Here is an 11892-nt window from a genome sequence, read left to right as displayed (position 1 = left end):
ATGATATATTGTTCTTTTTTTGAGAAATCGAAATCACAGCTTAGAAAGGACGTGTGCGGCACGTGAACACTTGGAAAGTAAATCTTATTGTTCTTTGGATCGGTCAATTTCTCGTCAATGCTGGAATAACAATGATCACACCTTTTCTAGCTTTATATCTTGCTAAGGATTTAGGAGTACAGGGCGAATATGAAATTGGTATATGGGCTGGGGTCATTTTTGCAGCGAATTTCTTGACGGCTTTCATATTTCAACCATTATGGGGTAAACTAGCTGATCGATATGGACGTAAAATTATGTTGCTACGATCTGGATTTGGGATGGCTATTGTCATTATCCTTATGGGTTTTGCACGAAACCCGTGGGAATTACTATTACTACGTCTTCTGAACGGAACCATATCTGGCTTCAATCCTGCGGCCATCTCACTCATATCAGGAACAGCGCCGAAAGCTCGTATGGGGTTCGCAATGGGTATCATGCAATCTGGTATCGTAGCTGGTACTATTCTAGGTCCACTAATTGGTGGCAGCTTGGCAGATCTCATCGGATTCCGTCCCATTTTCTATATCACTGGGGCTTTAGTACTTGCCGCTTCTTTATTAGCACTATTCTTTGTCAAAGAAACGTTTGATCGCGAAGAAGCTTCCCACGCACCCGTGGTTTCTGTTATGCAAGGTTTTAAAGAGCTGGCACATATCCCTCAATTACTGGCGCTTTTTGCAGTGACTTTCCTATTGCAGTTCGCAATGGTAAGCCCTATGACGTTGCTCCCACTGTATGTGCAGAAGTTGCATGCTTCAACCGTTAATATTGCTTTCTGGGCAGGTCTAGTCTTAGCCGTAACAGGAATTTCTAATATGATTTCATCACCAATTCTCGGTAAAATAAGTGATAAGTTCGGCTCACATCGCATTCTAACTTACGCATTAATAGGAACAGCTCTAACCATTATTCCTCAAGCTTTCGTTCAAAATGTGTGGCAGCTCATCGTGATCCGCTTCCTCATGGGAATCTTTATGGGAGGATTACTACCGAGCGTGAATTCCCTCATACGCTCCTATACTCCTGACGGCATGGAGAGTCGAGCATTCGGATTTAACAGCAGTACACTTTCCCTTGGGAATATGATGGGTGCACTCATTGGAGGTCTTTTATCAGGTTTTATTGGTATCGAGGGTTTGTTTATCGTTTCGGGTTGCTTGCTACTACTGAACGTGGTGTGGGTAAGGTTGAAGCTTTATTCCCCAACGAACTAGCGACGGTATTATGAACAAGCTTCCAACTATGTGCAAGTAGAAACCGCTATGTCGTCCTTTTTCAAGGACAGCACCCGTTTCAGCGGAAATATAAGGAATAGAGTATCAAGTGAAACTTATACTTTCTTATATTTAATAAAAGACGCCTTTCGGCGTCCTTGGTGAAAGAGTTCCTATAGCGAAGAAGTTTAAGTTTCCGATGCCAGGGATACACTGTATCGCTAGCAGGTATAAACTGCAACACCATTAGTCACTTTCCGCCTCCACCATTCACTTTTAGCTGCTATAAATACAACTAAATTCAACCCAATCCCTCTGAAGCTAACTTTAGTTGCATGGAGTACATCTAAATTACTGGAAACTCCATTTTTCTGCGTTATCGCCATTTTTAACTGTCCTTTGTACAACTAATTCTCTCTTTCCCTACTTTTCCTGCTAATTAAATGTACTTTCTGCATCTATTCTAACCTCACCTTCACTACCTTCATGCACGAAGCATTGCTCGTCAATCTAACGTCGCCACTCCATGCATATCCACTGAATTACATCCGGAATTTAAGATCTTTCATGGAATATGGATGGAATCTTGTAGGAATAATTGACTAAATGTAGTTTCGATTCCTTTTTAACGGAACCTACCGGCACTATTCTATGAAAAAAGACCAATATGAAATTGTAACGTAAGTCATCATTTCACCCATGAAATCGACAAACCATCGTAGTCTGGGAGCAACGTGCTAACTAGTCGATCATCAGAAGCGATTTGCTCGTTGAAACGGCGCATTCCCTGCACGGCTGGACCATTCTTCTCTGGGTTCAACGTTCGTCCACGTAAGAAGCAGTTGTCTCCCACAATGACAGAGCCTGGATTCGCCAACTGAATAGCATATTCTAGATACAATGGGTAATTTTCTTTATCAGCATCAATAAAAAAGAAATCAAATTTTCGTCCGTCTTGCTTAAGTCGTTCCAAACTATCAAGCGCAGGACCTATCATGTAGTCTACACAGGTACCGAATCCTGCTATCTCAAGATTCTCTTTCGCTAACTTCGCGTACTCCTCCTTTAATTCCAAGGAAAGTAATTGTCCATGTACAGGAAGCCCTTTTGCAATACAAATTCCGCTATATCCTCCAAGAGCACCGATCTCAATCGCACTTTCTGCACGGGAGGTCTGAACAAGTATCGTTAGGAGCCTTCCGTATGCGGGAGCCACTGATACTTCTGGCATTCCCAGCTCTCTAATGCTTTCTTTCACCTGCTCCAATTGCTCATCATCTTTATACAATTGGTTAACATATTCTTCAGGGGTAAGATTCAATTCCTTTTCCTCCTCTAACTAACTTTCCATATTAGCCTATTTGTTTTATAATTGATGTTTGGTTGCATCGTTATGGATTACTAATGTCATTATTGTATGTGTTTTGTCGAAAATCGGCAAGACTGCATGAAATTTATAGGTCTCCTGATGGTGCCCGTGAGGCGGCAAGGATGGCCGGATGGGGTTGAATTATTTACATGGCTCACTTACAACTTATTGCTACTGCACCAATGGGCTTAGAGTCTATCGTAGCTCGTGAATTAAAAGAACTTGGTTACCATGATATGACGGTCGAGAATGGACGTGTCACCTTTAGTGGAGATTTAATCGATATATGTCGTTGTAATTTATGGCTTCGTACCTCGGACCGTATTCTGATCAAAATGGGCGAATTCACCGCCACTACTTTCGATGAATTGTTCGAAGGAACCAAAGCATTACCGTGGCAGGACGTTATTCCTCAGAATGGTGAATTCCCGGTTGAAGGACGTTCTCTTAAGTCACAGCTAAGTAGCGTGCCTGCTTGTCAAAGTATCGTTAAGAAAGCAGTCGTCGACAAATTAAATCTGACTTACCATACAGAATGGTTTCCTGAAGATGGACCACGCTATGTGATTGAAGTTATTATGTTGAATGATATTGCCTTGATCACGCTGGATACAACTGGCTCTGGTCTTCATAAGCGCGGATATCGTAAGCTCATAACCGAAGCTCCAATTAAGGAAACGATGGCTGCTGCCCTCATCCAATTAAGCCGTTGGAATCCAACAAGACCTTTTTACGATCCATGTTGCGGTTCTGGTACGCTCTTAGTCGAGGCGGCTATGATCGGTTGGAATATCGCTCCTGGATTACGCCGTACTTTTAATTCTGAAGATTGGCCGATTATCCCTGAAGCTCTGTGGTCTGAAGCTCGGGAAGAAGCATTTGATTCGATACGTGATGATATTCCATTACAAATATCCGGAAGTGATATTGATCCAGCAGCAATAGAGGTTGCTCAAGCCGCCGTAAACAGTGCTGGATTCGCCAAAGATATTCAATTGGAAGTTCTACCTATCACCAAAGCAAGACCCAAAGGAGACTTCGGCTGTATCATTACAAACCCTCCTTATGGTGAACGATTAAGTGAAATCGAAGAGGTCGATAAGCTTATTCGTGAATTAGGACGAATGGCAGTAGGACTACCATCTTGGTCATTTTTTGCGATCAGTTCAACTAAACGTTTTGAACAACTTTTCAATAAAAAAGCCGATAAACGTCGCAAGCTCTACAACGGAACGATCGAGTGTCAGTATTATCAATATCTAGGACCACTTCCACCTCGTCACAAACAGATATCTCCTAGTGAATAACATTCACTTTTCGCTTGAAAGAAAGGAGCGAACTCTTACTACTGAGTTCGTTCTTTTTCATAATTAAATTTATAATCTGTTAATAAAGAGAGGAAACTATTCGTGTATTTTCAAAAAGAAAGCACAGCTGGGTATATCCGGAGATCGTACAGCAATCTCCTTCAATTTCGATATATCATCTATCCGTTGTTTATTGCTCTCATGCTTTATAAATTAACTCTAATTGATAACCGTCTTCACATTCTATATGTAGAACTGAGTTTCTTAGATTACATCATTGCAATAGGGTCCGTCATGTTAGTATCATTTTGGACATTTTGGCTACCTCGTCGTGGCTATCTCGTATCACTTGTTTTATTGAACTTCCTTTTGACGGCAATCATGTATTCCGATCTCGTATATTATCGCTATTTCGAGGACTTTATTACGGTCCCTGTTCTTCTTCAGACTGGACAGGTCAGTTCTTTAGGGGAAAGTATACAATCACTACTACATTGGAATGATCTATTATTCTTTATAGATTGGATTCTATTCATCGTTTATGCCATCATCCGAATGACTCTGCTACACAAGAGTAAGTCTACTTTCCATATTCACCATACCCCATTATCACCGTATAGAAGCGTAGGCGTTATCCGTCGCTTTAGCACAGGAATTCTAATATTTGCAATCGGCGCCGTCCTCACCTTTGCTCCCATTAAATATTATAGTGAAACTTGGGCCAAAGGATTATTCGACAGCAATTGGTGGAACATGAGTATCTACAATGTAACAGGGTTGATTGGCTTCCATGGGTACGATATTTATCGCTACGCACAAGAGCATCTGGGTCCTGAACATCAGCTTCCACAAGATGAATTAGATAGCATAGCGGATTTATTTGCACAAAAAAGCGCACAACGAACCGAACCGAACGAATTATTCGGAAAGTACAAGAACAGTAATGTTATCGTCATTCAAGTTGAAGCTTTTATGAACTTCATGATCGGTAAGAACATAAATGGCGAAGAGATTACGCCGAACTTCAACAAACTAATGAAGGAAAGTATGTATTTCAGCAATAATTATCACCAGACAGGACAAGGAAGAACATCTGATGCAGACTTTAGCTCTCACAGCTCACTTCACGCATTGCCCACAGGTTCTGCATTTATCCGTTATCCCGATCATAAGTACGATATGTTACCTACAATATTGAAAAATCACGGTTATTCACCTAATGTTTTTCATGCGTATGATAGTAGCTTTTGGAATCGTACCATTATGTATAACTACATGGGTTACGACCGATTTTTCAGCAAAAAGGATTATACGATCGATGAACCGCTGGGCTGGTCACTTGGTGACAAATCATTCCTCAAACAATCATTAGATGAGATGAAGTCAATCAAGCAGCCTTTCTACTCTTTCCTTATTACGCTTACAAGTCATCATCCCTATACGATTCCAAAAAGCAAACAACAGTTGGATGTGGGTGAATTTAGCGGTAACATATTCGGAAATTACCTCCATGCGATCCACTACGCTGATGATGCACTCGGGCAGTTAGCCGAACAAATGAAAGCACAGGGACTTTGGGATAATACGATCCTTGTTGTATATGGAGATCATGATAATTCGATTAAAGACAAACCTTATTATGAACAATTTCTAGGTAAAAGCTTAAATGAGCTTGATATGGAACAAATCATGAACCAAGTTCCTTTACTGATTCATCTACCCGATAGCAGCCAAGCAGGAGAATACTCAGAAGCTTCTGGCCAGCTAGATATGACCCCATCTCTTCTTCATCTGCTTGGAATTCCAACAGAATCCTATCATATGTTGGGCAATAATCTGTTCGTTGACAATGAGCGTTTTGTAGTTCTTCGTTCAGGGGCTTTCACAAACAGCAACGTATTCTATATTCCATCACCAGATGGCATCTTCGAGAACGGTAGTTGCTATGATCTCAACACACGAGAAACAACCGAAGTCAGTGGATGCCGTGTTGGTTTTGATCAAGCTAAGCTTGAACTCAACGTCTCAGATCAAGTGATTCAATATGATTTGCTAAGTAAATTGAACACGAATTAGAACGCATGAAAAAACCGCCACAAATGAGGATTACTCTTTTGTAGCGGTTTTCTTCCATTTGTAAGACTAATCATTCATCTCAGAAACGTTAATTGCTGCTAGCCGACTTTTCTCTTCGGCAAGCCATTCCTCAGTTTGTTCAGCAGCTAGTCCTATCTCACTGCCTTGAAGGGCCTGAACGGCCTGCTCCGCATGAGCTAAGGAATTCTCCGCTTGATCCACTAGTTGCTTCGTTGGATGGCTTACAGCTTGTGTTATCGACTGATGGAGCCTATCTACCGCATTATTCGCTTGAGAAATGGGTGTGTTCGTTTGCATACTAGAAAAATCACGTTTAGACATTCACTTGTTCCCCCTTCAATACATATTCCTTATCAGTTACCATCATTAGCTTGGTTACTATGGTAAGGAATTATGTACTCGGAGAAACATCATCATTTACCAAAGCCGCTACTTTATAAAAGGAGCCGCTTTAGCCAGTACCTCATCTTCTGTCGATGCACTTAGATAACGTCCATTAATATAGATGAACGCTCTCTTTCCGCAAGGGCCACAGTAAGACTTACATACTACCTGTATTTCAGCGTCAGGCGCCATCTTTTGAAGCTTAGGTACAATAGTTTTGAGACGTATATGCTTACATTTATCACATACGCGTATATCGTTTGCCATGTCTAATCCATCCTTCTTTACAATATAGCTTTAATGGTCTCCATGATTACCTTTAGATGGATTTGTAATAACAAAACCTTCCTCAGGGAGATAAAAGTAATCTATCCTCACACCATCAAGTAATGGTTCGCTTGAATCCAAAATGACATCGATATCTTTATCCGTTGATACCACTTCGTCTTTTTCCGTTGCTGTATCTAAATCCATCCCATAATGAGCATGGTCTCCGTGAGCGTGTGTAACAAATACACGAAGTTTCAAATCCTTATTCTCATCTTTATTCAATTCTTTAGATAGTACTTTTGCCGCACTGCGGGTTATTTTACAATTCATCTGATGTGTCCCCTAAATTCAATGTAATATTGCACTCTTATATTTATTGTAAAGAAACAGAACTTAATTCGCAAGACACTTCATCACTTGTCCTTATTTATTGCGATCAAGATCCCCTTTTATTCAAATAAATCGCTTTACAATGTTGGGTGTTTACGTTGTATTCGTGAAGTGAACCATCCCATCAAGATCATAGTCACTCCAATATCGTCAAATGGAAGTCCTGGTAATAAATCTAGAGGAAATAGCCAATAGACAATGACTGGAACTAGAAACAATAGCTTGTCCAACAATGACACTTCGGATGAGAACACATACCGTCGTATATTACCGATCATAACAGACCAATGCCTAAATGATAGCAATCTTCTAAGTTTCATGTTTTCTGCCTCCATCTTTAAAGCTATAACGAGAGGGAGCAACCACTATTAAGAGGTTGTTCAAAAAGTCATCTTTTGATCACGAAGTATACCAAGAGGCATATTCGACATCGAAGATTGAATTCAGCCGGTCCTTCCGGTGCTCACGTAGGGACTGCCTACGCTCCGCTCCTCACTCCCTACCTTCATCCAATCTTCTCGGTGCTGAAAACCTGACTTTTTGAACTCTCATTATAAGAAATTGAATCCTATTAAGCGGTCAACCCCCCCTTGAATATCATACGGCTTTTCCACTAAAATGTTACATCATTTCGTTATAAATCCATTAATTCTCTTATAATCATTCCGACTTCAAGAGTCATATTTCGATAATGATTCGTGGGAAGGGGGTTCACTCCTTGACCAATTTCCACCGTAAACCCAGGACGTTTGAATTGTTGAATGAACCAATCTTTATATCCTGCGTCACTTCCCTGTAATTTAACAGCTCGGTATCCACTCACTTGAGCTAGTCTAACACTCATCCTCCGGCTTTCTTCAGGCTCAAAGTCACGATAATTCCAATAAATCTCTTGCCCTTGACTGTGTAGCGAAATAACAGCATCTGGCGCTATATCGAGCGTAAACGTAGCAAGAGCTTCTGCCTCTGGCTCACTAAGTGGAAACGCTCCCCCATAATCGCGAGGTGATGGAGACTTTATGCCCCTGCGCTTCCCTTCTTCTTCCCAATAAGCAGGAAATTGGTCGCCTAGATCTACACCCCGAATATTAGATTTCCAATGTTTAAAATCTCTTCGTTGGTTATTGTAACTCAATAGTTGCTGAGCATAAACATGTTCATGTGTAACACCTTCTTGAACCAGTTCTACTCCATCTGGATTAGCCATAGGTAGCAGCCAAAGGGTGCATTGTTCGAACCACTCTTGCGGATCATACCCATTCCACATTTGCTCGCTATAATACGCTTCAGCATACTCTTCGATAAATTTCATCAAACATAATGTGGTAATCCACTCATTGGCATGAATAGAAGCATTGACATGTATCTGTCTTTTACCTTTCCCTATTCTCAACATAACGAGTGATTTACCCATAACACTATGGCCTATTTCCTTCGCCTCGATAAACTTATATTTATCCAATAATTCTTCCATGTCTTCCATCATTTCCTTATATCCATACTCACCTTGTGGCTCAACAATACATTTACACTCCGGTGAAGGAAGTACCAGGACACGTCCTGTTGGAAATCGATCATGTGAAATTCCAGGATTCATTTCTACTAGAGTCTGTTCATTAACAGCGAATTGTTCTGCAACTCTTTTCAGTGAATCCCCTGACTGTATCTCATATCTACGCCGGGGTGTTGAAGGAAGAAATAGTATTTGCCCAGGAATAAGATAAGGTTGATCAGAGGACCATGGATTCGCATATACAATATTCTCAAGCTTAAGCCCTCTCTTGGCAGCGATGCGCTGAAGTGTATCTCCCTTACGAACAATATATTGCAGCATACAAACCTCCCTTTCTGCGGACTTCATATTTAACCGCAAACAACAAAGAATGAGTGGTTAGATTGTATGCCTATATCGGGGTACTTCATGCTATATAATTTCAAATTTAGTCATCAAACCTAGAAACTTGCCAGATTACAGGAGTCCTCTGTATCTGCTCACCTAACCATTGTTTCGCAATGCCCTTGAATATTTCGCCATCCCCGCTACAAATAAATTGATGAACCGGAGATTCATCATTTTTAGCGAGCTGACCTTTATCATATAATATCGTGCTGATTTCTCTTGCCGTCTCATCGGCTGAGTTAATCAACTTGACGTCACTCCCCATCACATCTTGAATCGTATCCATAAGGAAAGGATAATGTGTACAGCCAAGAATAAGACAATCGATATTTGTATTACGTATGTTCTCCAATGATTGTTCCACAATATGTGTTGTCACTTCTGAGCGAAATAAACCCTGCTCAACGAGTGGTACAAGCAATGGGCAAGCCTCACTTATTACATTGACGTATGGAGAAAGTTCTTGCAATGCAACCGTATAAGCTCCACTTCCAATCGTACCTACTGTGCCGATCACACCAACCTCACCAGTCTTAGTAGCACTGATCGCTGCACGAGCTCCTGGGTGAATAACACCGATCACCGGGATCGTTACCTTTTCCGAAATATACGTTAACGCTGCTGCTGTTGCTGTATTACAAGCGATCACAATCATCTTTGGTTCGAACTGAATGAGGAAATCAACAATTTGCTCTGTAAACACTCTGACTTGTTCAGATGACCTCGGTCCGTATGGTGTACGAGCAGTATCCCCAAAATATATAATTTTCTCTCTCGGGAGTTGTCTCATGACTTCACTAGCTACAGTTAGTCCCCCAACTCCTGAGTCTAATATCGCAATTGCATGTTGCACGAACACACCGCTTCCTTCTATGTCAATTTCTATTTCCCAACTGTGCTACTATATGTCCAAGGAAACAATAATGTACCTAAATATTATCCCAGTTCAATTAAACCTTCAAGATATATCATCACAGAAAAAAAGACCTTGTATCCCATTCATTCAGGATAAGGCCTGCTCTTCACGTTAAAGTTAGATCAACTCATTATCTACATCGATATCAAATGCATCTAATTCTGGAGCTTCAAGGATAGATGAAACTTCAAGTTTCTCATCTGAATCTTCATTGTTACATTGACGCCACGATTGAATATTATGAGCAATATCAGTTGCCTTGTTCTTCACTATCCCATAGATATTTGAACCCTGTTCACTAGCAACACCCACCAGTTCCTGCGTCTTGCTACTTACTTGACGAGTGGTATCGGCAATATCTTTACGTAGTTCAGACCCTTGTTTCGGTGCTAACAGTAATGCTGTGACAGATCCGAGCAAACTCCCTACCAATGCTCCCCATAAGAAGCTTTTATCATTGTCCTTCATCATTCATCTCTCCTTCTTAGTAACTAAAGCAACCCATGATCGGGCGAATGCCTATTTCTTAATGCATTATAATCAGAAGGAGCTTGACTTGACACACAGGACAACTCATATAAATAATCATTTATTCATTCTGCTTAAATTGCCTCGCATCATGCTTAGATCCAGGATTAAGATCAAGAACATAACGTTCCGGAATGACTAGCGCATGCTGATGCTCACATAGATAGGCTTTGTCAGCTGATGTTCCAATGGACTCCCCATCGCGAATAATATCCCCCTGATCATATATATACTTAGAAATCACGAGCAAATCACGTGCGACCTCACTAGGATCCATGTCATAGAAATGACATTGTAAATCCGGAATTCCCAGAGATGATAATCCAAGGGTATCCATAATCATTACCTTGTCTTTGGCAGTATTATAAAGGCGCAGATTCACCGCACCATATAGCTTCTCCCCCATCTCAACAGCTTCCAAATATGTATTGGGCTCGACTAGTTTCTCACTTCCATGCCAATACATAGCCTTACATGGTGCTGTTTCTTGAATGGCGTGAACTAAACCTAATATAAGCTCGAAACGTTCCTTATAAGGTAGCCCTGCCGTAAATAAATCATGAACACGCAGACTATATTTACAGCTGTCCACAGTTTTTTGAGCGTCCTGCCAGTGAAAACTTTGTTGTATAGCACGTTCGAAACGTTTGTTATCTTGAATAAGACGAGGATCATAGATACAACTTTGAGCAGGCACTTCTACATCGTCGAAAGATACCTTATGATCCATATGAAAGAAAACATGTGGCTTAGCTGTCTCTTCTTCAGACTCATCCAATTCATTTGCAAAAGGCGAGGGTAACTCTTCTTCTGCATCTGATATTTTCACTTTCCCTGTATACTTTACAATGGCTGTACGAAGTTTCTCCAAGGATACAACAGGTGCTTGATCATACAGAAATTCAATGATATACACAGGTGCAAATCCCGAAAGATCACTATCTTTCATTTCTTGATCATCCTTGTTCTTAATTTCCATTTCAGAAGTCATTCAATACTCGCTCCTTTATCATCACGAAGTCCCTAATTCCTGATCTAAATAATCTCTTACAGAAGTAGAGAATTCATTCAAGATCGTTGGAAGCGCCTGTGTAAGAGGGTGAAGAGAAGGTCGATCCCATTCGTAATAGTTCTGTACCAATGGTTTACGGAGTTTAACTAACGAAATTAAGACCGCATGCACCGTACTATTAAATACCTTCTCCTCGTGTGTAATATCTAGAATATCTTCGTAACTGCTGGCATCTCGCATAATGAAACCATCAATAAGATAGCTCCCGATATCTGTTACTACCTCAATGGCTAAATGTAAAGCTCTCTCTTGTGCAAATCCCAAGATGAGACCTCCATCCCATTGGTCTGCCACGATTTGCAGACCTGTTACAATCTCAGGAATGGTATGCAAGCGTCCCTCAATCTGTTCTTTATTAACATAATACACAGCCTGACCCCCATGAAATTTGTTAGCGATT

The 11892-nt window shown here is 40.8% G+C and carries 14 protein-coding genes; 3 read left to right on the top strand and 11 right to left on the bottom strand.

Features of this window, described 5'->3' with window-relative positions:
- Window positions 1-62 precede the first annotated feature (62 nt).
- The gene (locus tag ACP8HI_RS03440) at window positions 63-1259 is read left to right on the top strand and encodes an MFS transporter (RefSeq protein ID WP_438349742.1); all 1197 of its coding nucleotides are present in this window, start codon (window positions 63-65) and stop codon (window positions 1257-1259) included.
- Window positions 1260-1480: 221 nt separating this feature from the next.
- Here ACP8HI_RS03440 and ACP8HI_RS03435 read toward each other — a convergent pair whose 3' ends face one another.
- The gene (locus ACP8HI_RS03435; RefSeq protein WP_438349741.1) at window positions 1481-1645 is read right to left on the bottom strand and encodes a hypothetical protein; all 165 of its coding nucleotides are present in this window, start codon (window positions 1643-1645) and stop codon (window positions 1481-1483) included.
- A gap of 302 nt (window positions 1646-1947) precedes the next feature.
- A complete protein-coding gene (locus tag ACP8HI_RS03430) occupies window positions 1948-2580 on the bottom strand; it encodes an O-methyltransferase (RefSeq protein WP_438349740.1) in 633 nt (210 codons plus the stop codon).
- Window positions 2581-2777: 197 nt separating this feature from the next.
- On the opposite strand from ACP8HI_RS03430, the gene ACP8HI_RS03425 reads away from it, so the two are divergent.
- Both ACP8HI_RS03425 and ACP8HI_RS03420 read left to right on the top strand, forming a co-directional pair.
- Window positions 2778-3935, top strand: coding sequence for a THUMP domain-containing class I SAM-dependent RNA methyltransferase (locus ACP8HI_RS03425; RefSeq protein ID WP_438349739.1), 1158 nt, complete (start codon window positions 2778-2780; stop codon window positions 3933-3935).
- Between the two features lie 102 nt (window positions 3936-4037).
- A complete protein-coding gene (locus ACP8HI_RS03420; RefSeq protein ID WP_438349738.1) occupies window positions 4038-6011 on the top strand; it encodes an LTA synthase family protein in 1974 nt (657 codons plus the stop codon).
- A 66-nt stretch (window positions 6012-6077) separates the two neighbouring features.
- Here ACP8HI_RS03420 and ACP8HI_RS03415 read toward each other — a convergent pair whose 3' ends face one another.
- The 9 genes from ACP8HI_RS03415 to ACP8HI_RS03375 all read right to left on the bottom strand — a co-directional run bounded on the left by ACP8HI_RS03415 (window position 6078) and on the right by ACP8HI_RS03375 (window position 11861).
- Complete coding sequence (locus ACP8HI_RS03415; protein ID WP_438349737.1) at window positions 6078-6353, bottom strand: hypothetical protein; 276 nt, start codon at window positions 6351-6353, stop codon at window positions 6078-6080.
- 108 nt (window positions 6354-6461) lie between these two features.
- Entirely contained in the window at window positions 6462-6683 is a 222-nt protein-coding gene (locus ACP8HI_RS03410) for a DUF1450 domain-containing protein (protein ID WP_438349736.1), read from the bottom strand.
- 30 nt (window positions 6684-6713) lie between these two features.
- The gene (locus tag ACP8HI_RS03405; protein ID WP_438349735.1) at window positions 6714-7016 is read right to left on the bottom strand and encodes a HesB/IscA family protein; all 303 of its coding nucleotides are present in this window, start codon (window positions 7014-7016) and stop codon (window positions 6714-6716) included.
- A gap of 137 nt (window positions 7017-7153) precedes the next feature.
- Window positions 7154-7396 (bottom strand): hypothetical protein, encoded by a 243-nt coding sequence (locus ACP8HI_RS03400; RefSeq protein ID WP_438349734.1) that lies wholly within the window; start codon window positions 7394-7396, stop codon window positions 7154-7156.
- A gap of 314 nt (window positions 7397-7710) precedes the next feature.
- On the bottom strand, window positions 7711-8910 hold the full coding sequence (locus ACP8HI_RS03395) for a M14 family zinc carboxypeptidase (protein WP_438349733.1): 1200 nt from the start codon (window positions 8908-8910) through the stop codon (window positions 7711-7713).
- A gap of 106 nt (window positions 8911-9016) precedes the next feature.
- Window positions 9017-9829 carry a glutamate racemase gene (gene racE, locus ACP8HI_RS03390; RefSeq protein ID WP_438349732.1) on the bottom strand — a complete coding sequence of 271 codons (813 nt, stop codon included), beginning with the start codon at window positions 9827-9829 and terminating at the stop codon, window positions 9017-9019.
- Between the two features lie 180 nt (window positions 9830-10009).
- A complete protein-coding gene (locus ACP8HI_RS03385; protein WP_438349731.1) occupies window positions 10010-10363 on the bottom strand; it encodes a YtxH domain-containing protein in 354 nt (117 codons plus the stop codon).
- A gap of 118 nt (window positions 10364-10481) precedes the next feature.
- Entirely contained in the window at window positions 10482-11411 is a 930-nt protein-coding gene (locus ACP8HI_RS03380) for a DUF4261 domain-containing protein (RefSeq protein WP_438349730.1), read from the bottom strand.
- A gap of 21 nt (window positions 11412-11432) precedes the next feature.
- Window positions 11433-11861 carry a DUF86 domain-containing protein gene (locus ACP8HI_RS03375; RefSeq protein WP_438349729.1) on the bottom strand — a complete coding sequence of 143 codons (429 nt, stop codon included), beginning with the start codon at window positions 11859-11861 and terminating at the stop codon, window positions 11433-11435.
- Between the last annotated feature and the right edge of the window lie 31 nt (window positions 11862-11892).

It is taken from the genome of Paenibacillus sp. FA6 (genome assembly GCF_051550225.1).
GTDB lineage: Bacteria > Bacillota > Bacilli > Paenibacillales > Paenibacillaceae > Paenibacillus_AQ.
Note: the sequence above shows the minus strand (reverse complement) of the source record. Positions and strands in the feature narration are given on the sequence as shown.